The following is a 25,778-nucleotide window of genomic DNA, read 5'->3' as shown; positions in this document are numbered from 1 at the left end:
TTATGGAGAAGACGATTAAAAAATATTTTCCGTTCTTTGTATTACCTACAGTAATTGCATTTAGTATTGCATTTTTAATCCCTTTCATTTTGGGCGTAGTATTATCATTTACTGAATTTACAACAGTAACAGATGCTAAATGGGTTGGAATTGATAACTATATAAAAGCTTTTTCAAATGAAGGATTTTTAAGTGCACTATGGTTTACTGCTAAATATGCAGTAGTATCAGTTATTACGATTAATGCAATCGCATTTTTATTAGCACTTTTATTAACAAGAGGAATGAAAGGAACCAATATCTTTAGAACAGTATTTTTTATGCCTAACCTTATTGGTGGGATTGTACTAGGTTATATTTGGCAACTTATTTTAAATGGTGTATTACAAAACTTCGGGGTGACACTTACATATAAACCAGAGTATGGGTTCTGGGGATTGGTAATCTTAATGAACTGGCAGCTCATAGGTTATATGATGGTTATTTATATTGCAGGGATTCAAAATATTTCAGATTCCATAGTAGAAGCAGCACGTATTGATGGGGCTTCATCATTTAGACTTTTACGTAGTATTACAGTACCATTAGTTATGCCTTCAATTACAATTTGTTTATTCTTAACCGTTTCTAATGCGTTTAAATTATTTGACCAAAACTTAGCATTAACAGCGGGAGCACCTTCTAATAAAACAGCGATGTTAGCATTAGATATTTATAACACCTTCTATGGTAGAGTAGGCTGGGAAGGAGTAGGTCAAGCAAAAGCTGTCATATTCTTTATCTTGGTAGCACTTATATCTTTACCACAGCTTATATTTACTAGAAGTAAGGAGGTTGAAAACTAATGGAAAGAGAAAGCAGCCCAAAAAATAGATTACTAGATGGATCATTATTTGTTTTAACAGTTATACTAGCGTTGGCATTTATTGCACCTATTATGGTTGTACTCATGAACTCTTTTAAAGGTAAACTTTATATTAGTGACATGCCATTTAGTATTCCAACAGCAGAGACTTTTGCAGGTATAACAAATTATATTAACGGGGTAACAAAAACAGGCTTTATACAGGCTTTTGGTTGGTCTTTATTTATTACTGTATTTTCAGTAGTTGCTATTGTTTTATTTACTTCTATGACAGCATGGTTCCTTGTAAGAGTAAAAACGAAGCTTACCACAGTATTATATTATATGTTTGTTTTTTCTATGATTGTACCATTCCAAATGGTTATGTTTACAATGACAAAAGTTGCGAATGTTTTTCATCTAGATAATCCTATAGGTATCGTTTTAATCTATTTAGGATTTGGAGCAGGTTTATCCGTATTTATGTTCTGTGGGTTTATTAAGGCAATCCCAATTGATGTAGAAGAAGCAGCTCTTATTGATGGTTGCAATCCTTTCCAAACCTTCTTTGGAATTGTATTCCCTATTTTAAAGCCAACCGCTATTACTGTAGGTATTTTAAATACAATGTGGATTTGGAATGACTACCTCCTCCCTTATTTAATAATAGGAACAGATTACAAAACAATACCAATTGCTATTCAATACCTTAAAGGTGGATATGGCTCTATTGATATGGGAGCAATGATGGCAATGCTAGTACTTGCTATCTTACCTATTGTAATCTTCTATCTAACTTGTCAAAAGTACATTATTAAAGGTATTGCTGCAGGTGCAGTTAAAGGATAATATTAAAAGGTTATATAAGATTTTATATAAAAAATATACTTAAAAACAGCAAGTGAAAATTAAAGTAGTTAAGGCTACTTAGTTTTTGCTTGCTGTTTTAGTTTTATAAGTAAGGCAAGATTGTGCTAGGTTTGTGCAATATTCATGCTTTTGTTTTTGAGCATTTCTTCTATAATAAGGATACAAAACAAGAATCTAGTCTGATTATAGGGAGGTAAAATATGAGTGGGATAAGCCGTAAAATTCAAGAAAAATTGGACTGCATTATAGAAGTACTTAAATCTACAGTAAATGGTGAATGTATTTTAGCATTAGCAGGTGCCCATGCAAAAGGCGTGGCAGATGAGAATTCAGATATTGATATTTTTATGTTTATACAGGAAGCGAAAAGCTTTGAAGAAAGAAAGTGTATTATAGAGGGGATAGCAGATGCTGGGACAACGCCATGGATATCACCAAGCTTTGAAGAGTACCCATGGGGAGGATCTATGGATTTCTATTTCCAAGGAACACCTATTGAGACAACTGTACGTACTTTTGCACAAATGGAAAAAAGGATTGCAGAAAGTAAAAAAGGTCAATTTGAAATTATTCCTGCAACATGGACTTCTAATGGATATTATACATTTATCTATTTATGTGAGTTAAGCTTTATCAAGCCTATATGGGATCCTCAAGGTATATTGGAAAGCTATCAAAAAGAATTAAAGATTTATCCAAAGAAGTTAAAACAATCAATTATTAATTGCTTTATGGATAGGGCCAATACTTGGCTTGATAATTTTCATTATGAAAGTGCTATAAAAAGAATGGATTTACTATTTACAGGGCCTATTGTTATGCATACAGTTATGGATATGATACAAGTAATATTTGCTTTAAATGAAGTATATTTTACAGGAGATAAAAAGTTAGAGAAAGCATTAAAGGATATGAAGTATTGTCCTAATGAGCTTATAGAGAATATAGAACTTTTATTGAGTGCACCACGTAATAGTGAGTTGTTACAAAAGCAATGTGATATACTTAGAAGTATTAGAGAGGATTTACAAGTGGAAATAGAAAAGTATAATAAAGAAGATGAATAGCCAAAGAAGTACTGTTAGAATAAAAAAGGAAACTTTAGAAGGAGATTATATGGTAAGAGCACTCCGCAGTAAGGATTTAGAAAGTGTAATGGAGATATGGCGAAATACGAATATACAAGCTCATAGTTTTATTACAGAGGATTACTGGAACAACAATTATAATTTGGTTAAAGAGATTTTACCTCAAGCTGAAGTCTATATTTATGAGACCAAAGGACGTATACAAGGCTTTATAGGAATTGATTCAGGATATATTGCAGGACTTTTTGTATTACAAGAGGAACAATCAAAAGGAGTAGGACAAGCATTAGTAGAAGTAGTAAAAGAGCAGTACAACCAACTTAGCTTGAAAGTATATGAAAAAAATATTAAGGCTATTTCTTTCTACAAAAAGCAAGGATTTAATAAACAAAGTAAAGCTATAGATGAGAGTACAGGTGAAGTTGAAATATTTATGGTATGGGAAAAATAAATTAAATCTAACGAATAAGGAGGTTGTCTATAGGACAGCCTCCTTATTCGTTAGATAAAGATTCCAGAGAACGAGTAGCTATCTTGGAATTTCTATTGTAAGGAGAATAGCGTTTTAGGATAGGTTATTAACTGTTTTGAGAAGCTTCTCTAATTTTTCAGTAGAGGTAATACGTTCGTTACACTGTTCACTATCTAAACATATATGAAAACCTATAGATTTATAGGCATCTGGGTCAGACATTTTGCAGATAGGTGAAACGAAGGTCACTTCATCTTCTTTACCTACATGATTACAAAGTGTACAGATATGTGTGTTAGTAGAATTAGTATTAGGGATTCTACAAGCCATACCAATCCATTTATTATCTAGATTATAGATGAGGAAAAGTTTACGAATAGACTCATCAAGCCACCCTAGATAGACCTTTTTTGAAGTGAGAACTTCTCCTGATGGGAGCTTAAGCTTCTTTTCTTTTTTAAATACTTTACGGATTGCAACGGGAGTAATATCAGCCATTCCATATACATAATGATCTAAGTTAGAGATGTAGTTATCAATAGAGAAAGAATCATTTAAGGCACTAATATCAATTAATGCTCTTTGATCATCAGATAAGTTAGAAAAGAGATGAAGGATATTCTCTCCAATATTAGCTTTATGAGTCTCAATAATTTTTTGATCCGTACAATTTCTAAATGTACTGTTTAAATCACGTAAATATTTTCTAATGGCGTTATACTCGTGTTTTTTGATAAAAGGTTCCATAATACTTAGCTCCTTTTTATATATTAGATTTTAATTTATAACTTTTATAAAAAATGATGACTGCTTAGTACAAAGTAGTCATCATCATCTTAATCTAAAACATGTATGAGTTTCAAGCTCATAAATAATTCTGCTAAGATTATGAGCAAAGAAGTTTGGTTGTATTAATTATTCTACGAATACTTTGTGCAGACAAATAGTATTCTTGTGTGAGCTCGTTGATTGTAGCGCCATGTATATATTTATAATAGATTTCATTATTTCTAATCTTTAGGGCAGCTTTAATACCACTTTGTTCACCCCAAGGAGTGTGGGTATTATTCTTTTTAGGAATATAAAGATACTGTCCATCCGCATACTCTTGTATGAGTTTTAAGATTTCTTCGGGTAACACATCTTGTGCTTTAACATATTTCATAGTTATGCTCCTTTTACTTTAATGGCAATATTAAAGCAAAGAATACAAAAAGCTATGTGTTACAGAACCTAATAAGTAAATGGGCTTCAGCTACTTTAAATGCTTAGGCTCCACACAAAGCATAGCTGGCTTTGTTGTAGTCTTTGCAAGGAGCAAGTCGCTTTAGAGCTGAATGTACTATAGACCTTCATCAAAACACCTCCAATACGCTGTAATTATTATAGCACAAATGTAATGTTTTTAAGTAACTAAAACTTTTCGAGTGATATTCGAGTTCGTAGAAATAAAATATTAGCAGATAAAAATAAGAGTAGCCTAATAAAAATTAGGCTACTCTTACTTTATTATAAAAACCTATGTAGTTTATTTATGTTGTACTTGAGATATAGGGGAGATGATAAAATTGAACCTTTTATCATAATTTATATTGGTCTGGGGAAGACAATTTTAATAGTAGATGATGTGTAACTACATAAGTTGTAATAAGAAATAAAATTTTATAGTGAAGAATTTTAGTAATTAAGCAAGTTAAGTTCTAGTAATTAAGCAAGTAAGTTCTAGTGACTAAGCAAGTAAGTTCTAGTGACTAAGCAAGTAAGTTCTAGTGACTAAGCAAGTAAGTTCTAGTGACTAAGCAAGTAAGTTCTAGTAGCTAAGCAAGTAAGTTCTAGTGACTAAGCAAGTAAGTTCTAGTGACTAAGCAAGTAGGTTCTAGTGACTAAGCAAGTAAGTTCTAGTAGCTAAGCAAGTAAGTTCTAGTGACTAAGCAAGTAAGTTCTAGTGACTAAGCAAGTAAGTTCTAGTGACTAAGCAAGTAAGTTCTAGTAGCTAGCAAGTAAGTTCTAGTGACTAAGCAAGTTAATTCTAGTAATTAAAAAGCTAATTTAAAATCAATATAGATTAAACAACTGTTTTTACCGAAAGCAAGAATACCATAGATAAAAAATAGAGTCAAGTTCAATTAAGCTTAATGGCAAATCATTATTAAGTATAAATGCTGATAAAGAAATTATACTTTAGGATAAAAATAGTGACAATCTAACTTGACATAAGTGTTAGAGACACTTGAAGGTTAGATAAAATACAATAGGACACAAGGGAAAAAAGAATCGACTTTTGTAATAAATTAATGAAAAAAAGCGACAAACATAAAAAATAGAAGAAATATATATAAGGATAAATAGAAAGGTTTTATTGACAATGGTTATCAATTGTTGTAATCTAAATTAAGTTGATAATAAATATCATTTGAAATGCGATTTCGATTATAAGAAGGAGAAGGTAGTTATGATGATCAATAAGAGGCTTATTGGCCTTTGTGAAGAGTCAAAGAAGTATATGATACTGACTGTAGTTGCAAACTGGATTGCTCTTCTATGTAATATCTCTATTATTTTATGGATTGGACAATTTATTAATAAACTTATAGTTCATGAAGAAGTAAGTTTATTATCTATGTTATCATTAATCCTATTTTTAGGAGGACGATTTATTAGTAACTTATATTATGGGAAATTTTCCGCATTAGCTTCTGAAAATGCAAAGGTCAGATTAAGAGACCAAATATATAAGAAGCTTTTAAGACTGGGAACAAACTATCAACAAGTAGATGGCACATCATCTTTTGTTCAAATAATGGTAGAAGGGGTAGAACAGTTAGAGGTTTACTTTGGACGTTATCTTCCTCAATTTTTCTATGCGCTATTAGCACCATTAACACTTTTTGTAGTCATTTTGCCATATTCTTTTAAAGCAGCGCTTATTTTACTTATATCTGTACCTCTTATTCCTATTTCTATTATTGCGATTATGAAAATTGCAAAGCGTATCTTAAAAAATTATTGGAAAAGCTACTCAAACTTAGGTGGAACTTTCTTAGAAAATCTTCAAGGATTAACAACTTTAAAAGTATTTAATCAAGATGAAGAACGTCATCAAAAGATGAATCAAGAAGCTGAAGACTTTAGAATCATGACAATGAAAGTACTGAGTATGCAGCTTAACTCAATCAATATTATGGATTTAGTTGCTTTTGGTGGTGCAGCAGCAGGGACAATTACAGCACTTATTCAATATAGTAGAGGTGAAATTCTCGTAGGTCATCTTTTGATTATTACATTACTTTCGGCAGAATTCTTTATTCCAATGCGCTTACTAGGTTCATATTTCCATATTGCCATGAATGGAATGGCAGCATCAGATCGTATTTTTAAAGTATTAGATGCCAAAGAGCCAGAAGAGGTAGAGAAATCTACAATTAAGGTTGAAGAGTCAATTGCATTAGAAAATGTAGAATTTAGTTATGATGAAACAAGACCTATTTTGAAACAAGTTTCTCTTGCTATTAAGCCAACGAATCTTACAGCTATAGTAGGTGAAAGTGGAAGTGGAAAAAGTACCGTTGCATCCCTTTTAATGAAAACTTATAAAGTACATAAAGGTAATATAAAATGGGGAGAAGTGAACTTTAATGATATAAGTAGTAGCCAACTCTACAATCATATGACGTTAGTTTCGACAAATAGTTATATCATGGGAACAACTATTAGAGAAAATTTACTTATGGCAAAGTTGAATGCGACAGATGAAGAGATAAAAGTAGCCCTTGAACTTGCTCAGTTAAGTGAGTTTGTGAGCTCATTAAAAGAAGGGTTAGATACACCTGTTGGAGAGGGTGGAAATCTTCTATCAGGTGGTCAAAAACAAAGACTTGCCTTAGCGCGTGCTATTTTGGCAAATAGAGAAGTCATGATCTTTGATGAGGCAACTTCAAATATTGATATTGAAAGTGAAGAAGCAATATGGAAAGCTATTCATGAGTTAGCAAAAACAAAAGCGGTACTGGTTATTTCTCATCGTCTAGTGAATGTAAAGCATGCAGATTGCATTTATGTTATGAAACAAGGTGAAGTTGTAGAGAGTGGTACCCATGAAAGTTTATATGCTAACCAAAGCGAATATTTTAGAATGGTGAATAAGCAAAATGAATTAGAACAGGTAAGGGAGGTAGAGTAGATGAAACGTCAATCAGGTTTTTCAATTATGAAAAGGCTTCTTGTGGAGCTTAAACCTTTAGCACCTGTTATGATGATTACTATTACACTAGGTGTATTAGGCTTTTTAGCAGCTATTACCATTACAAGTTTTAGTGCAGTTGCTATTGGTACTTTAATAGGTGAAATAACATTTATAAGTTTTACAGGTTGCTTATGGGTAATGGGAATTTGTGCAGTAATTAGAGGACTCCTACGCTATGGTGAACAGTTATCAGGACATTACATAGCTTTTAAGATTTTAGCTATTTTAAGAGATAAGATTTTTATGTGTCTTCGTAAATTAGCACCAGCTAAATTAGAAGGTAAAGATAAAGGTGATCTTATTGCAATGGTAACTTCTGATATTGAATTACTAGAAGTTTTTTATGCTCATACCATTGCACCTATTAGTATTGCTATTATTACGAATACGATTATTACAGCTTTTTTATACAGTATTCATCCATACTTTGGGTTATTGGGTGGTGGATTCTTCCTTATAGTAGGGTTAGCAATTCCTTATTTTTCTTCTGCATTTGCAAAAGAGGCAGGCGTAACTTATCGCAAAACATTTGCTGTAACCAATCAGTTTATACTTGATTCATTACGTGGATTAAAAGAAATTCTTATTTATAAGAATGGTTCTAGTAGATTACAAGCAGTTCATGATAGTTCTAAACAACTTAATAAGAGCCAAGAAAGACTTAAAGCTCATGAAGGTTTAGTTAGAGCGCTGGCAGACTTAATGATTATGTTAGCTGTATTAAGTTGTGTTGTTATGGGGGCATTCGTTCTTCAATCAGATGCAATCAACTTTAGTGAGTATCTTTTAGCCATTGTTATTATTGCGTCTTCCTTTGGACCAGTTGTTGCATTAAGCAATTTATCTAATAATCTCTTACAGACTTTTGCTTGTGCCGAAAGACTATTTGATTTATTAGATGAGGTGCCACAAGTAGAAGAAGTTGCAGGTAAGACTTCCTTAACAAATGAAAGTATTGATTATAAAGAGGTTGATTTTGGTTATAACAATCGTACAGAAACGATTCTAGAAGAAGCATCTATTACTATTAACAAAGGTGATAAACTTGCACTTATTGGTGAGAGTGGTATCGGAAAAAGTACTTTTGTTAAACTTCTAATGAGATTTTGGGATGTAAAAGGTGGTACACTTACTATTGATGGGAAAAATATTAAAGAGGTTGCGACAAGTTCTTTAAGAGATTCACAGACTTTAGTAAGTCAAGAGACCTTCTTATTTAACGAAAGTATATTAGATAATATTCGTTTAGGTAATCCAAAAGCTTCAAAAGAGGAAGTGATTGTAGCTGCGAAGAAAGCTTCTATACATGATTTTATTATGAGTTTACCTCATCAGTATGAGAGTAGGGTAGGGGAACTCGGAAGTTCGGTTTCTTCTGGAGAGAAGCAACGTATAGGACTTGCTAGAGCCTTTTTAAGACAAAGTGATGTTCTTATTCTAGATGAGCCAACAAGTAATCTAGATACACTTAATGAATCAGAAATTTTAAAAGCAATCAAAGAAAATAGTAAAGAACAGACAATTGTCTTAATTTCTCATAGAAAATCTACAACAGCCATTTGTGATAAGGTTTATAAGTTAGAAAATAAAAAGTTAATTCAAACCGTTTAAAATAATATTTATTTATAAAGTAGTAAAAGGCATATATCTAAGAAGATATATGCCTTTTGGAGATTTTAGATAAGCTTAATTTTCAAAATCTAAGAAAATTATTTAGTAGAGTTTATAGAATGATATTTTTGTATGCTGTATAATACGTTTAGAAAAATATATATGAAATAAAGATGGGCTATATTAAGGTAGAACCATAAAAATAATATTTTTAGTACTCAAATAAGCATGAGTAAAATAACAAGGAGTGGAAAAGTAGAGATGACTGTTAGAGAAAGAATACAAGCACTTAGAGAAAATATGAAAAAGCATCAAATTGATGTTTATATGATTCCATCTTCAGACTTTCACGAAAGTGAGTATGTTGGAGATTACTTTAAAGTAAGAGAATTTATATCAGGCTTTACAGGTTCTGCAGGAACAGTAGTTGTAACAATGGATGAAGCAGGATTATGGACAGATGGAAGATACTTTATTCAAGCTGCAAAACAGTTAGAAGATACAGGAATTAAACTTTTTAAATCAGGAGAACCAGGTGTACCTACAGTAGAAGAATATATTGTTGATGCTATGCCGGTAGAGGGAACATTAGGATTTGATGGACGTGTAGTGAGCGCACAACAAGGTATGAAGCTTAATGAAAAATTAGCAGCTAAGCATGTCAAGGTGGTTTATAGCTATGACTTAGTAGATGAAGTATGGGAGATGCGACCTACTTTATCAAATGCACCAGCGTTCTTATTAGATACTAAATACTGTGGTAAAAGTGTTGAAGAGAAGCTTAGTGAACTAAGAGAAGTAATGAAAGAAAAAAATGTAACGACTCACATTATTACAACACTAGATGATATTGCATGGCTTTTCAACTTAAGAGGGGGAGATATAAAGTTTAATCCTGTTGTACTTGCATATGCAGTAATTACACTTGAAGAGGTTCATCTATTCTTAAATCAGGAAAAACTTAATGCAGATATAGAAGCAATTTTTAAGGCTACGAATATTAAGCTACATGGGTATGAAGCAATTTATGAATATGTTAAAGGATTGGCTACAGATGAGCATATTCTTTTAGATAGTAATAAAGTAAACTATGCAATTTATTACAATATCCCAAGCGAAGCTCAAAAAATAGATGCACCTAATCCAACCATGTTTGCAAAAGCGAAGAAGAATGAAGTGGAATTACAAAGTATTCGTAAAAGCCATATCAAAGATGGAGTAGCTTTTACAAAGTTTATGTATTGGCTTAAAACCAATGTAGGTAAGGTAGAAATAACAGAACTTAGTGCAAGTGAAAAGTTAGAAGCATTTAGAAGAGAACAAGAAGGCTTTATTGAACCGAGCTTTGGAACAATAGCGGCTTACAAAGAGCACGGAGCGATGATGCATTATAGTGCAACCAAAGAAAGTGCTTATCCTCTAATGGAAGAAGGATTATTCCTCGTAGATTCAGGTGGTCAATACTATGAAGGTACAACAGACATTACAAGAACAATGGCATTAGGAGCTATAAGTGAAGAGTTACAAGAGCATTTTACAGCAGTTGTGAGGGGGATGCTGAACTTATCCCGTGCAAAATTTTTACAAGGTGTAAGAGGATATAATCTAGATCTATTAGCTAGAGGACCTATATGGGATTTAGGGCTAGATTATAAATGTGGTACAGGCCATGGTGTAGGCTTCTTACTCAATGTACATGAAGCACCAAATGGATTTAGGTGGAAAATAGTACCAGAACGTAATGATAGCTGCGAGTTAGAAGAGGGTATGGTGACAACCAATGAACCAGGTATCTATATAGAAGGATCACATGGTATTCGTATTGAAAATGAGTTAGTGGTAAGAAAAGCTGAACAAAACGAGTATGGACAATTTTTAGAGTTTGAAGTAGTGACTTTTGCGCCGATTGATTTAGACGCGATTGATCCAAACTTGATGAATAAACATGAAAAAGAAGCCTTAAATGCTTATCACAAAGAGGTATATGATAAGGTTTCACCTTTCTTATCAGAGCCAGAAAAAGAATGGCTTAAAATTTATACAAGAGCTATTTAGACAAAAATACAAAATATTAGAAGTGGTCTTAACGATGAGTTAGAGACCACTTTTTAATTTACTAAAAAATATTTTAATAAGTTTTAGAATACTAGTTTAAAAAATAGTAAAAAAGTAGTAAAATTTAAGAAAGGTATTAAGTAAATATTTTAGGGAATGGAGATTATTAAATGACAACGAAGAATACAACAATAGACCGTGTAATCAAAATAAATAAAGACTGGAAGTTTTGCTGGGCTGGTGACTGTAACCATCCAAGAGAAGATATAAGCGATGCTTATCAAGTAAACTATAATGATGAGACATGGAGAAAGTTAGATTTACCTCATGATTGGAGTATTGAATTTGACTTTAATATAGAGCATTCTTTAGTAGGTTCAGAAGCAGGGTATCTAGATGGTGGTATTGGCTGGTATAGAAAAGCTTTAGTATTACCAGAAGAATTAGAGAATAAAAGAGTGTTTATTCGCTTCGGTGGTGTTTATATGGATAGCACTGTTTATGTGAATGGAAAGCAAGTAGGAAAATATCCAAATGGTTATATGCCTTTTACATATGATATAACAGAATATGTTTCAGCAGATGGAATGACTGAAAATATTATTGCTGTAAAGGTCGTAAATGAACAACCAAGTAGTAGATGGTATTCAGGAAGTGGGATTTACCGTCAAGTAGAACTTATTATTACAGAACCAGTACATATTGTTGAATATGGTACATTTATTACAACACCACATATTGAAGAGGAGTACCAATCAGGATCAGTAACAACACATATTCAAACAGAAGTTAAAAATGCATCAACTCAAGTGCGAAACGTAAAAGTACGTGCTACACTTTTAGACTATGCAAACGAAGAAGTTTCAAAATCACAAGAGTGTGCAAGCAAAGACATTCAACCAGGAGAAGTGTGCTATTTTGAACAGGATATGGCTGTTATAAATCCAAAACTCTGGTCTGTTAATACACCTAATCTTTATAAAATGCGTGTAGAAGTGATTGTAGACGAACAAGTTGTAGATACTGTAGAGTCAAGATGTGGGTATAGATGGGTGAAATTTGATGCCAATGAAGGTTTCTTCTTGAATGGAGAATGGATGAAGCTCAAAGGGGTATGTATGCATCATGACCAAGGAGCACTTGGAGCTGTTGCCAATACACGTGCAATAGAACGTCAGATGGAAATTATGCAAGAGATGGGAGCTAATGCAATACGTGTAACCCATAACCCTGCAGCAGATGAACTTCTTAGAATATGTGATGAGAAGGGACTTATGGTTATTGATGAAGCTTTTGATACATGGTATTGGGGCAAGAAACAATATGACCTTGGACGCTTCTTTAGCCAAGGCTCTAGTAGTCATCCAGAAGGGGGAAATACAGTAACTTGGGCAGAGTTTGACCTCAAACGTATGGTAAAGAGAGGACGTAACTTCCCATGTATTATTAAATGGTCTGTAGGAAATGAAGTAAGCGAAGCTTCAGGAGATGAACGTTCCCTTGAAACAATCAAAAACATGAAGAAATGGGTAGCAGAAGTAGACCCAACTAGAGGCATTACACAAGGTGCTGATAAATTTAGATTTGGCACAGGAGAAGGTGGTCATGAGGATATAGCTGAGGTACAAGATACTGTAGGCTTTAATTACGCAGAAGGCAACTATGATACAATTCATGCAAAACATCCAGACTGGGCAATCTATGGTTCTGAAACTTCATCAGCAACTAAATCAAGAGGAGTTTATAGTCATCCTGATACAATAGGAAGCCATGATTCAGGAGAACATGCAGATTACCAACAATCCTCTTATGATAATGACCATGTAGCGTGGGGAGCAACTGCAAGCCGTGCATGGATTCAAGATAGAGATCGTAAGTTTGTAGCAGGTCAGTTTATATGGACAGGTTTTGACTACATTGGTGAACCTACACCATGGCATAATACAGGTGGGCCTGGACATAGCTTATCACCAAAGAGCTCATATTTTGGAATAGTAGATACTGCAGGTTTCCCAAAAGATGATTATTACCTTTACCAAAGTGTATGGAAAAACTTAGAGGTAAGCCCGATGGTACACATTCTTCCTCATTGGAACTTTGAAGATGAAACCTTAAGAAATAACGTAACAGGAGCAGATGGTAAAATTCCTTTAAGAGTATATTCAAATGCGCCACATATTGAGCTTGTAATTAATGGTGTAAGCCAAGGTACTCAATCATTTGCTCAGATGGAAACAGACTATGGGTTTAAATATCAACAGCTCTCAGAAACAAGTGACAAGCTTTACCTAGAATGGAGACTTGATTATACTTATGTACCAGGTACAACTATTCAAGCGCTTGCAAAAAATAATCAAGGTGAAGTAGTAGCAGAGCAAACCATTGTAACAGCAGATAAAGCATATGGTATTCAATTACATACAGATAGAACAAACATCAAAGCAAATGGAGAAGACCTTTGCTATATTACAGTAGATGTAGTAGATGCTAAAGGGAATTTCGTACCAACAGCAGACAATGAAGTAATCTTTGAGCTTAGTGGTGAAGGTAGAATTGTAGGTGTAGATAATGGTAATCCAATTAGCCATGAACGTTATCAAGAACAAGTAGATGGAACATGGAAACGTAAAGCCTTTAATGGAAAGGCACTTGTTATCGTACAATCTACTACTCAAGCTGGTAACTTTACCTTAAAAGCATTATCAGAAGGTCTTGTAACTGATGAAGTGAGTGTGATGACTATGGCGTGTGAAATGCCAAAAGGCTTAGGTTATGATCTACAAGAACAAGAGATTAAACAAGAAGGTATAGAAAAACAGGTTACTGCCTTTGCTCCAGTTCGAGTAACAGCGCAAGTAGGAGAAGTTCCAATACTACCAAAAACAATTAGAGCAAAGTTTAATGTAGGAGCACCAGATTCAATCCAAGTTGAATGGGCGCCAATTGAAAAAGAACAATGCATGTACTATAACCAATTTGAAGTACTAGGAACAGTAGAGGGACAAAATCTTAAAGCTTGTGCAGTAGTGACAATTAGAGGAATCATTGGGGTACAGGCTGTATCAGTAGCTACAGTTACGTATATTCCAGCAACACTTCCAGAAAAGGTAAATGTTTATTATAGTGATGGTGCAAAAGAAGAAAAACAAGTTAAATGGGATCAAAGTGGTGTAGATTATACCAAAGTAGGAGAAGCAACAGTTGTAGGAATAATAGAAGGAAGTTCTCAAACAGTAGAGGCAAGTATAAGAATTACAGATGATAAATCATCGGTTAAAACAAGTATGAACTATGCAAAACAATGGACTGGCTCTGAATTCCCAGCAGCGCTTGCATCCTTCACAAATGATGCAGAAGGGTCAAGAGATAACATTGCAACAGTCAATGATACAGTTATTGCTTTTGACGTGGAGAGTCATAATAGATGGAGTAACTGGCAAGTAGAAGGTAGAGATGAGGACTGGGTAGGTATTCTCTTTGCAGAAGGTGGTAATATTACAAAACGCTATATTGATACCATAAAAGTAGGATTCTTTGAAGACCATGGTGTAAGCTCACCAGAAAGCTTTACTATTGAATATTATGTGCCAAATGAAGAACCAGGTATCCCTAGCAAATTTGGTCATGTTGTAGAAGGAGACTTAGCAGATTCTAATAACTGGAGAGCTGTAGAGCATGTAGCTCCTAATACAGAACATGTAGGTGCAGGAGAAATGAATAGCTTTAGCTTTGATACAGTTAGCACTTATGCAATTCGTTTAAATATGAAGAAAAAAGCAGGTATGAAAGGGATTGCCATTACAGAGTTAGAAGTGTATGGTAAAGAAGCGATCGCTTATGATAGCTATGAAGTGGCAAAGATTGAATTAGATGATCATAACATTATAGATACATTTGATGAGTCTTTAAACAGTACTTATAAAATACAAGACGGCAATATGCCTAAGGTATATGTTGAAGCAACAAAACATGCTAATGTGACAATCGTACCAGCATTAGATAAAGATGGTATTACTACTATAGAAATCATACCTGAAAATGGTGATGTAACAAAGACAAGAACATATCAAGTTCATTATCAATAGAAATAAGTGAGGCTATGTAACGAGAAAGTTACATAGCCTTTTATTATGTGTGTTTAGAGGAGTGTTTCATTATAAGGTATTTCAGCTGATTACTAAGAATAAATCATGTTTTATATTATATGATAAAAAATAATAGAACAAAATATAAATTATTTAATAATTATTATTGATTAAGTTTATAAAGTGTGTTATATTTAATTCATCGAAAGCGTGTATACAGTATACAAAGTGCAAATTACTTTACATAGACAGGAGCTGCAAATTATGAATCAATGGAGAAACTTTAAGACAGGTAAATGGAATGAATCAGTAGATGTAAGAGATTTCATCGTTAACAACTATACAGAGTACACAGGGGATGCAAGTTTCTTAGAAGGCCCTACAGAAAATACAACAAAACTTTGGGAACAACTTAGTGAGCTTATGGTGAAAGAAAGAGAAAGAGGTTGTTTTGTAGATACAAAAACAATTTCAACAATCATTTCACACAATGCAGGTTACATCAATAAAGATTTAGAAAAAGTAGTAGGTTTACAAACAGAAGAGCCACTTGTTCGTTCAGTACAACCATTTGGTGGTATTAGAACTGTTGAGACTGCTTTAAATTCATATGACTATGAAATTGAACCTGAAATGAAAGAGATCTTCACAAAATACAGAAAAACACATAATGAAGGTGTATTTGATGTATACAATGCAGATATCCGTAAAGCTAGAAAAGTAGGTATCGTAACAGGTCTTCCAGATGCATACGGACGTGGACGTATCATTGGTGACTACAGAAGAGTAGCACTATATGGGGTAGACAGATTAATCGAAGAAAAACTTAAAGATAAAGAAGCTAAATCTACAATCTTTACAGCTGAGACAATAAGAGATTGCGAAGAGATAGCAGAACAAGTAAAAGCTTTTAAAGAACTTAAACAACTAGGTGAAATGTACGGATTTGATTTATCAAGACCAGCTAATAACTTCCAAGAAGCAACACAATGGTTATATCTTGCATACCTTGCAGCAACAAAAGAGCAAAATGGTGCAGCAATGTCAATTGGTAGAACAAGTACATTCCTTGATATTTATGCAGAAAGAGATATTAAAGAAGGTATTATTACAGAAAAAGAAGCACAAGAAATTATTGACCAATTCATTATGAAACTTCGTATCATCAGATTCCTTAGAACACCAGAATACAATGATTTATTCTCAGGTGATCCAACATGGGTTACAGAATCACTTGGTGGTATCTTAGAAGATGGAAGTGCTTCACTTGTAACTAAAAATAGCTTCCGTTACTTACACACACTTTACAATATTGGACCATCTCCAGAACCAAACTTAACTGTACTTTGGAGTGAAAAATTCCCTCAAGGATACAAAGATTTCTGTGCAAAAGTATCTATTGATACTTCAGCTATCCAATATGAAAGTGATGATTTAATGAGACCGCAATTTGGTGATGACTATGGTATTGCTTGTTGTGTATCTCCAATGAGAATTGGTAAACAAATGCAATTCTTCGGTGCACGTGCAAACCTTGCAAAAGCTGTACTTTACGCAATTAACGGTGGGGTAGATGAAAAAGCAGGTGTTGCTGTTATTCCAGGTATCGAACCTATGACAGATGAAGTTTTAGATTACGATAAAGTTATGAAAAACTTCGAAATTGCTACAGATTGGCTTGCAAAAACTTACACAGATGCACTTAATATCATTCACTACATGCATGATAAATACTGCTATGAAAGAATTGAAATGGCACTTCATGATACAGAAGTATTCCGTACTATGGCATGTGGTATAGCAGGTCTTGCAGTAGCAGCTGACTCATTATCAGCTATCAAACATACAAAAGTTAGACCAATCAGAAATGAACAAGGTATTGCAATTGACTTTGAAATCGAAGGGGAATACCCAGCATACGGTAACAATGATGATCGTGTAGATGACATTGCTGTAATGCTTACAAAAGATTTCATGGAAAAAATCAGAAGACATACACCATACAGAAATTCAACATACACACAATCTGTTCTTACTATTACATCAAACGTTGTATATGGTAAGAAAACAGGGGCTACACCAGATGGACGTAAAGCAGGTGTACCATTCTCACCAGGGGCTAATCCAATGAATGGTAGAGAAACAAAAGGTGTACTTGCAGCATGTAGTTCAGTAGCAAAAATTCCATTCGAACATGCACAAGATGGTATTTCATACACATTCTCATTAGTACCACAAACATTAGGGAAAACACCAGAAGAACGTGTACACAACATGGTAGGTATTTTAGATGGTTACTTTGGCCAAACAGGACAACACATCAACGTAAACGTTCTTCATAAAGATCTTTTATTAGATGCTATGGATCATCCAGAAAAATACCCACAATTAACAATTCGTGTATCAGGTTATGCAGTTAACTTCATCAAATTAACAAGAGAACAACAATTAGACGTTATCAGTAGAACATTCCACGAAAGAATGTAATAGAATATTAAAGTAATAAAAGCTAGTTTAGGCAATCTGTTATACGCAGACAGATGCTTAAACTAGCTTTTTTTATGTGTTCATTAAAAGGATGTCCTTTGAAGTCGGGACAAAAGGGATATAAATGAGGGACATTAGTGACATAGACAAGGGACAAATAGAGTACCTATAATAAAATTATCATAACTTAAACCGTGATTAAAACGAATATAAGACATAAAAGAGTATCTAATATAAAAATATAAATAAAAAATATAGAGATAAAATATAAGGAGGAAATAAATAATGAAATTATTTAAAAGATTCATGAGTAGAGCAGCATTAGTTTCTACATTAGCAATGGTTCTTGGGGGTATGGTAATCACAAATCCAGTACAGTTACAAGCATTAGAAACAAGTAGTTTTGAGTATAAGAGTCAAGCAAATACAAAAAGAAATGTTATGTATTATGGAGATTGGTCTGTATGGGGAGGACAAGGGAATTTCTATCCACAAGATATTCCAGCAGATCAGTTAACACATTTGAATTTTGCATTCCTAGATTTTGATAACCAAGGTAATTTAATCTTTACAGACAAAGATGCAGCAATAGGAAATCCATTAGGACAACCAGGGGTAACTTGGGGAGATATTAGTGCGGGTATTCTTCCAGCATTAGTGGAGTTACGTGCGCAAAATCCAAACTTAAAAATTGGAGTTTCTATTGGTGGATGGTCAAAATCAGGAGATTTCTCAGAAGTGGCAGCAAACCCAGCTAAAAGAGCAAAATTTGTAGAGAATATCGTTAAGTTCGTAGAGTATACCAATATGGACTTTGTAGATATTGACTGGGAGTATCCAGCATTTGTACGTGAAGCAGATACTGTAGATAACAAAAATGATGAGGGTACACCAAACGCAAGACCAGATGATAGAGAAAACTATATCTTATTATTAGAAGATATTAGAGAGGCACTTAATATAAAAGAAGTAGAACTTGGAAAAGAGTATGAATTATCAGTAGCACTTCCAGCATCACAAGATAAATTAGCTACAGGTGTAGATGTACAAAGAATGTTTGAGATTATCGACTTTGGTAATTTAATGACATATGATATGCGTGGTGCATTTGATGAGATTAGTGGACATCAAGCGGGCCTTTATCCAAATTCAAATGATCCATATAAAGATAGAAAGTATACGATTGATGAAGCAGTACAGTATATGATTGGAGAAGGTGCACCAGCAGAAAAATTAGTTGTTGGAGCTGCATACTACACACGTGGATGGGAAAAGGTTTCTGGAGGAACAGATCCAAGTAATCCAGGTCTCTTTGGTGAAGCGGCAATTGTAGGAAAAGATGCTGACTTTACACCGTCAAGAGGTGCAGCAAATGATTCACCTATAACAATGGGAGATGGTGGACGCCGTTCTGGTGTATGGGCTTATAGAAACTTAGACAAGCTTAAAACAGCTTATCCAGGACTTAAAGAATACTGGGACGATGAAGCGAAGGCGCCATACTTATACAGTGAACAAACGGGAGCGTTCTTTACTTATGATAATGTACGTTCAATTACAGAAAAAGCAAACTACGTAAATGAAAATGATTTGGGTGGTATGATTGCATGGATGGCATCTATGGATGCACCAACTAGATCTAGCAAACGTGATGAACTTACAAAGGCTACTAAACAAGGACTTTATGGCAATGCAGTACTTCCACAATATGAGATTGTATATGCGGATTTAGATATTACAGTAACACTTACACCTTATATGGAGTCTTGGGGAAATACAGGTGGTTATGAAATCACTATCAAGAATAATGAAGTACTAGAAGAAAGCAATACAGTACTTAGTGCGACAGAAAAAATGGCAGAAACCATTACCCTTCCAAAGTTTTATATTAAACATGTAAACGGTCCATTAACAAGTGGAGATTATAAAGCTGGTACAGTTACACAAGAAGGTGAATACACAGTTGTAGATTTAAGTAGTGTATATGATGCACGTCAAATTGAAGCTGGTGGAACTTATACTTTTAGATTAAAAGCAAATGGACCAGTAGAAGATGTAAGTGGCATTGAAAGTATTGAGCTTGCACAACGTTTAAATAAACAAGGTAAAGAGATTAAACGTCAAACAATCTATGGATCTACAGAACAAGTAAATCAAGCACCAGTTATCCATGGAGCTGAGAATAAAACCATTACAGTAGGTGATACATTTGACGCAATGCTGGGTGTAACAGCACGTGATAAAGAAGATGGTGATTTAACACATGTTGTAACTGTTGAGGGTAGCGTAAATACAGAAATAGAAGGTACATATACATTAACTTATAAAGTAGTAGATAGTGAAGGATTAGAAACTGTAGTAGAAAGAACAATTACTATTGCAGCGAAAAAACCTAACCAAGCACCAGAATTAAAAGGTATCAATGATGTAATAGTTAAAGTAGGTAGCACATTTGATACAATGGCAGGTGTAACAGCAACAGATAAAGAAGATGGTGATTTAACACATCTTATTCAAGTTGAAGGTGATGTAGATACTACTCATGTAGGAACATATACATTAACTTATAGAGTAGCAGATTGCGAAGGCTTAGAAGCAGAAGCATCAAGACAAGTGGTAGTAGAAGAAGTAACAGTACCAGAGATTCCAGGAAGTGATTTTGGTGTAGGGGAAGGTATTATGTGGCCAGTACAAGTAAATGCACCTTTCGTAGATATGGCAGCATGGGTAACAAAACCAGGATATGGTAATAATGGTGCACCAAACCTTGTTAAAATTGCAGAAGATACAGATGTTAAGTTCTTCAATCTTGGATTCATCCAATCCGTAGGTGGACAAATTAAGGATGGTAAGCTTGTATGGGGATGGGGCGGACACCAAGTATTAAGCGAAGCTGCTCCGGATAACTCTCAATACATGGGAATTAAACAATCTATTAAAGAACTTCGTAAAATGGGAGGAGATGTAACTATTTCTCTCGGTGGTTTAGTAGGTACAGCGTTCTGGCAAGCGACACAAGATGTAGATGTTCTTACCAATACATATATGGACCTTGTAACAGGGTATGGACTTACAAGACTTGACTTAGATATTGAAGGTTCTGCACAAAATAAACAACAAAATATTATAAATGCTAAAGCAATCAAAAAAGTACAAGATGCTACAGGCGTAGAAATTGTACTCACATTAGCAGTGCTTCCAAGTGGTTTAACAAGTGATGGTTTAGGTGTGTTAGAAGCATACCTTGCAGAAGGTGTAGAAGTAAGTGTAGTTAACTTAATGACTATGTGCTATGGTGAGGCAACACTTTTACCAGGAGAAAATTATGGTACAGGTTCACTTCGTGCAGTAGATAGTACAAAAGACCAATTAAAAGATTACTATAAACGTTTTGTAGGTGTAACATTAACAGATGAAGAAGCTTATGCAAAATTAGGAACAACACCTTCAATTGGATTTGAAGGACAAGCACACCCAATCTTTACAACTGAGTGGGCACAGCTAGTTGTTGATCATGCAATTGAAAAAGGAATTGGCATGACATCATTCTGGTCAATGAACAGAGATGCACAACTTGAAAATAATCAAGGTGTTCCAAGTCAATATGCATTTACAAATATCTTTAAAGGTTTTGGTACAGGTGAAATACCACAAGCAAATACAAAACCAGTTATCCATGGTGTACAAGATGTAACCCTTACAGTAGGTGACACATTTGATGCAATGGAAGGTGTAACAGCAACAGATAAAGAAGATGGTGATTTAACATCTGCGATTAAAGTAAATGAAGTAGTAGATACAGAAGTAGTAGGGACTTATGAGCTTGTGTACACAGTATCAGACTCAGAAGAATTAGAAACAATTGCTACAAGAAGTGTAATAGTAGAAGAAAAAGTGAATGCTAGACCACAAATCCATGGGGTAAAAGATGTGAAGCTTACAGTAGGTGACACATTTGATGCAATGGAAGGTGTAACAGCAACAGATAAAGAAGATGGTGATTTAACATCTGCTATTAAAGTAAGTGGAGCAGTAGATACAGAAGTAGCAGGGACATATGAGCTTGTATACAGAGTATCAGACTCAGAAGGATTAGAAGCAACAGCAACAAGAATTGTAGTAGTAGAAGAAAAGGCTAATACTAAACCAGTTATTCATGGTGTAAAAGATATGACGCTTACAGTAGGTGATACATTTGATGCAATGGAGGGTGTAACAGCAACAGATGCAGAAGATGGTGATTTAACAGCTACTATTAAAGTGAGTGGAATAGTAGATACAGAAGTAGCAGGAACATATAAACTTGTATATACAGTATCAGATTCAAAAGGATTAGAAGCAACAGCAACAAGAACAGTAGTTGTAAAAGAAAAACCAGATCCTAATAATACATATAACCCAGAAGAAATTTACAATGCTGGTGATAAGGTGATGTACAACGGCAAAGAGTATACAGCAAAATGGTGGACAAAAGGGGATATACCAGGTCAGTCAGACGTATGGGAAGCAAAGATAGAAACTAACCCAGATGGAAGCCAAGATTATATTCCAGGTAAAACATATGTAGAAGGTGACCGTGTTGTATACAATGGTAAAACATATGTAGCAAAATGGTGGACTAATTCAACACCAGGTAGCGATTCATCTTGGGGATTAGAAGGTGATGAAGGTGAAGAAAATAATCAAGGATACATACCAGGTAATGCTTATGTTGCAGGAGATATTGTAACTTACCAAGGTGTACAATACAGAGCAAAATGGTGGACTAATACAGAGCCAGGTAGTGATGATTCATGGGAATTAGTACAATAATAAGTATATAAAATAAAAGCTACTCTTGTCCTGAGAAAAGAGTAGCTTTTATTCTAAACTATTTTTTTACCATAATTGAGTACAAATTGGGTAGCTTGTACGCGGTCCTTAACATTGATTTTCTTGAATAAAAGAGTGATATTATTGCGGATAGTCTTTTCTGATAAGAAAAGTTGGGAAGCAATTTCTTTATTACTAAGGCCTCTAGAAATCAAATATAAAATAGCTTTTTGTCTATCAGATAATTCATTTATAGATAATGTATAAGGAGTAAGAACAGGTGAAGTATCTGGAGTAGGAGAAGGTTCAGGAGCTATAGAACCAGTTGAGGAGGATTCTTGTACTAAATGAAAAACATGTTTATTTAATGATTGATCAATAAAAACATTACCTGCATGTATATGTTTGATTGCATCAATTAAAGTAGTACCAGCAGAATCTTTTAAAATGTATCCATTAACTTGTAGGGCTAGTGCTTCTTTAAAAGTAGATAAATCACTTGCCACAGATAAAAGTAAAACTTTCAAAGTGGGATGTGTTTCCTTTAAGGCTCTTAGTGCGCCAATGCCGTCTAAAACAGGCATATTTATATCTAAGAGTAATAAATCACAAGGTACTTGTTCAACCAGTGAGAGTGCTTCTTGACCATTACAACCTTCTCCTACGATTGAGACATCTTCAGAGAAGGAAAGAATTTGCTTGATTCCCTCGCGGATAAGAGGGTGGTCATCTACAATAATAATTTTAATAGAGTTACCCATATATAACCTCCTATATAGTAATGATTGGTATTTTTATATTAAAATGTGTTCCTAGTTCTTGGGAAGACTTTATTTTAATAGAACCATTAAGTTCTTTAATACGTGTATATAAATTGGTGAAACCATAAGACTTTGAAGAGGAAGAAAAGTTTTTTTGATACTCATCTATATCAAATCCTACGCCGTTGTCAATAACCTCTATATGAATAAGTTGTTCTTGTTGACAAAGGGTGAGTGTAACTTGAGGTGCATAAGCATGCTTTTTTATATTAGAAATAAGTTCTTGAACAATCCTATAGATAGAACCTTGAAATTCAATATCTATATTGGAGGAACTTACATTATAGATAAATTGTACTTTAGTACATGTATTATTAAAACTATTATAAAGTATATTATCGATTGAATTTTTTAAACCAAGAGATTCTAAAGGAGCAGGTGTAATGCGGAATAAGATTTCACGTATTTCAGATATGGCATGTGAAAGATTATCTTTAAGCTGATCAATAAGTAGAAATCCTTTATCTAAATCTTGAAGTAGCATATTTTTACAAAAGTCTAGTCGCATTTGTACACTTACAATTTCCTGAGTAGGTCCATCATGTAGATCACGAGCAATGCTAAGTTTTTCATTTTCCACAAATTTAAATAAGGATAGATAGTGTTGAATAGAAGCGGTCTCTTCTTGAGCTGTAGAAATATCTAATTGATTCATTCCATTTTGCAAATAAGTAAGAGAGATTGCTAGTTGCTGAACCATACTTTCTGCAAGATGAATTTCTGAGATATTTTTTTGTAACTCCACCTCTAAAATATTTCTTCGTTTAATTAAATTTTGCTCATGCTTTTCAAGCTGAAGCAGTTGTGTATGTATAATACTAGCTTCTTCAAAAAGACGTTTTAAATGCTCATGACCTTGTTGTGAAAAGTCATAGGAGCAAATAGAAAGTTTTTGACGAAATTCTTTATCGAGTACACTAAGTTCTTTGAGCTGAGTAATAATCAAAGGCAGTTCTTTTTCAATTTCTATAAGTTCTTGTAATTTTTGATTATAGTTAGAGTAGCAGGTACTAATGATTTCAAAGGCAGCGGTTTTATTATCTTCTAAGGTTAATGTAGCCTTTTTTAATATATCAGACAAAGCCTGTTTGGGAGACATGATCAAATCCTTTCTATTATAGTATTTGAGAGAATATGTTAATAACAGCATATACTTATATAAATTATATTCGACAACAATCGTAAAATAATTTAGAGCGTTTTGAAATGCTGCGTAAATGTTATAGAAAACTACTAGAATTGTTTAATATGTACAAAAAGTGATAGCTAAAAATGTTGTTTTAAGATAAAAACTATAAGGTGTATTGACATGATTATGTGGAAGTAGTATGATATATGTATAAATAAAGGGATTGTTACTGGTAATGCAGGCTATACCACTTTTGTGAAAAAATAATTATCTTTATGATTATGTTCACAGGGGGCGGTATAGCCTTTTTTGATTAAATGAAAGAAAGGGCAAAACCTATGAAAGTTGTTAAAGTCATTAATAATAACTTAATTAAGTCCTTTGATGAACATAATAATGAAATATTAGTAATGGGATGTGGATTAGGATTTAAAAAAGTACCTGGTGATGAAATTGATGAATCACTGATAGAGAAGGTCTACACTTGTAAGGAACAAGGTAGTTCTAATCAATTGATTAAATTACTTGAGAATATTCCTATTGAACATATACAAGTTACTAATGAAATTATTAATTTCGCAAAATCTTCTTTAGGTAAGAAGTTGAATCAAAATATTTATATCACATTGGCAGATCATATTCACTTTGCATTAGAAAGATATGAAAAAGGTATTAATATTAAAAATGCTTTATTATGGGAAATTAAAAAGCTATATAATCATGAATACTTAGTAGGGAAAGAAGCACTCAGTATTATTAGACAGCGATTAGGCATTGAGTTACCAGAGGATGAAGCAGGATTTATAGCCTTACATTTAGTAAATGCATTAATGGATGACTTGTCTATGGAAAAGACAACAGATATGACTAAGATGATTCAACAAATTTTGAAAATTATTAAGTATCATTTTAAGTTGGAACTAGATGAGTATTCAATTCATTATGAGCGATTTATCACACACCTTAAGTTCTTTGCTCAAAGATTATTTACAGGAAGTGCGATGGAAGACCAAGATGAACAGTTTATTCAAGCATTAAAGAATCAATATAAAAAAGAATATGAATGTACCAAGAAGATACAGGATTATATTAAGCAAGAGTATGGGTGGGAGTTATCAGAAGATGAGATGATTTACTTAACCATTCATATTAAGCGTATTACTATGCAGTAATATTAGGATTGTTACTTTAAGTAGGCTATACCTAAATAGAAATGGATTAGTAAGTCACTAATTGATTTTTATTTAGGTATTTTTTTATA

At 33.6% G+C, this 25,778-nt stretch carries 15 protein-coding genes; 11 read left to right on the top strand and 4 right to left on the bottom strand.

From position 1 onward, the window contains the following. Positions 1-2 precede the first annotated feature (2 nt). The 4 genes from PBV87_RS01285 (at position 3) to PBV87_RS01270 (ending at position 3,253) form a co-directional block, all read left to right on the top strand. Positions 3-845, top strand: coding sequence for a carbohydrate ABC transporter permease (locus tag PBV87_RS01285; RefSeq protein WP_053986022.1), 843 nt, complete (start codon positions 3-5; stop codon positions 843-845). After that, on the top strand, positions 845-1,693 hold the full coding sequence (locus tag PBV87_RS01280) for a carbohydrate ABC transporter permease (protein ID WP_053986021.1): 849 nt from the start codon (positions 845-847) through the stop codon (positions 1,691-1,693). Before PBV87_RS01285 ends, PBV87_RS01280 begins: the two co-directional genes overlap by 1 nt. A gap of 221 nt (positions 1,694-1,914) precedes the next feature. Further along, on the top strand, positions 1,915-2,781 hold the full coding sequence (locus tag PBV87_RS01275; protein WP_271010870.1) for a DUF4037 domain-containing protein: 867 nt from the start codon (positions 1,915-1,917) through the stop codon (positions 2,779-2,781). Beyond that, entirely contained in the window at positions 2,774-3,253 is a 480-nt protein-coding gene (locus PBV87_RS01270) for an N-acetyltransferase (RefSeq protein ID WP_271010869.1), read from the top strand. Before PBV87_RS01275 ends, PBV87_RS01270 begins: the two co-directional genes overlap by 8 nt. 114 nt (positions 3,254-3,367) lie before the next feature. Here PBV87_RS01270 and PBV87_RS01265 read toward each other — a convergent pair whose 3' ends face one another. Beyond that, positions 3,368-4,021: a FusB/FusC family EF-G-binding protein gene (locus PBV87_RS01265; RefSeq protein ID WP_271010868.1), complete on the bottom strand. Its 654-nt coding sequence runs from the start codon at positions 4,019-4,021 to the stop codon at positions 3,368-3,370. Positions 4,022-4,160: 139 nt separating this feature from the next. Then, the gene (locus PBV87_RS01260; protein ID WP_271010867.1) at positions 4,161-4,439 is read right to left on the bottom strand and encodes a CD3324 family protein; all 279 of its coding nucleotides are present in this window, start codon (positions 4,437-4,439) and stop codon (positions 4,161-4,163) included. 1,287 nt (positions 4,440-5,726) lie between these two features. On the opposite strand from PBV87_RS01260, the gene PBV87_RS01255 reads away from it, so the two are divergent. From PBV87_RS01255 to PBV87_RS01230, 6 genes are all read left to right on the top strand, one after another. Beyond that, complete coding sequence (locus PBV87_RS01255) at positions 5,727-7,454, top strand: ABC transporter ATP-binding protein/permease (RefSeq protein WP_271010866.1); 1,728 nt, start codon at positions 5,727-5,729, stop codon at positions 7,452-7,454. Then, the gene (locus PBV87_RS01250; protein WP_271010865.1) at positions 7,455-9,128 is read left to right on the top strand and encodes an amino acid ABC transporter ATP-binding/permease protein; all 1,674 of its coding nucleotides are present in this window, start codon (positions 7,455-7,457) and stop codon (positions 9,126-9,128) included. Positions 9,129-9,389: 261 nt separating this feature from the next. Further along, entirely contained in the window at positions 9,390-11,183 is a 1,794-nt protein-coding gene (locus PBV87_RS01245; RefSeq protein ID WP_271010896.1) for an aminopeptidase P family protein, read from the top strand. Positions 11,184-11,353: 170 nt separating this feature from the next. Continuing rightward, on the top strand, positions 11,354-15,268 hold the full coding sequence (locus PBV87_RS01240; protein ID WP_271010864.1) for a glycoside hydrolase family 2 TIM barrel-domain containing protein: 3,915 nt from the start codon (positions 11,354-11,356) through the stop codon (positions 15,266-15,268). 264 nt (positions 15,269-15,532) lie between these two features. Beyond that, positions 15,533-17,755: a formate C-acetyltransferase gene (gene pflB, locus PBV87_RS01235; protein ID WP_271010863.1), complete on the top strand. Its 2,223-nt coding sequence runs from the start codon at positions 15,533-15,535 to the stop codon at positions 17,753-17,755. Positions 17,756-18,040: 285 nt separating this feature from the next. Continuing rightward, a complete protein-coding gene (locus PBV87_RS01230; protein ID WP_271010862.1) occupies positions 18,041-22,567 on the top strand; it encodes an immunoglobulin-like domain-containing protein in 4,527 nt (1,508 codons plus the stop codon). A gap of 53 nt (positions 22,568-22,620) precedes the next feature. Here PBV87_RS01230 and PBV87_RS01225 read toward each other — a convergent pair whose 3' ends face one another. Together PBV87_RS01225 and PBV87_RS01220 are read right to left on the bottom strand one after the other, a co-directional pair. Further along, a complete protein-coding gene (locus tag PBV87_RS01225) occupies positions 22,621-23,328 on the bottom strand; it encodes a response regulator transcription factor (RefSeq protein WP_082238882.1) in 708 nt (235 codons plus the stop codon). Between the two features lie 10 nt (positions 23,329-23,338). Further along, the gene (locus PBV87_RS01220; RefSeq protein WP_198524953.1) at positions 23,339-24,469 is read right to left on the bottom strand and encodes a sensor histidine kinase; all 1,131 of its coding nucleotides are present in this window, start codon (positions 24,467-24,469) and stop codon (positions 23,339-23,341) included. 365 nt (positions 24,470-24,834) lie between these two features. On the opposite strand from PBV87_RS01220, the gene licT reads away from it, so the two are divergent. Further along, the gene (gene licT / locus PBV87_RS01215; RefSeq protein ID WP_271010861.1) at positions 24,835-25,689 is read left to right on the top strand and encodes a BglG family transcription antiterminator LicT; all 855 of its coding nucleotides are present in this window, start codon (positions 24,835-24,837) and stop codon (positions 25,687-25,689) included. The last annotated feature ends 89 nt before the right edge of the window (positions 25,690-25,778 follow it).

Source organism: Holtiella tumoricola (genome assembly GCF_027857615.1).
Taxonomy (GTDB): Bacteria; Bacillota; Clostridia; order Lachnospirales; family Cellulosilyticaceae; genus Holtiella; species Holtiella tumoricola.
The sequence above is the reverse complement of the archived record's forward strand: the minus strand, read 5'-3'. Positions and strand labels throughout refer to the sequence as shown.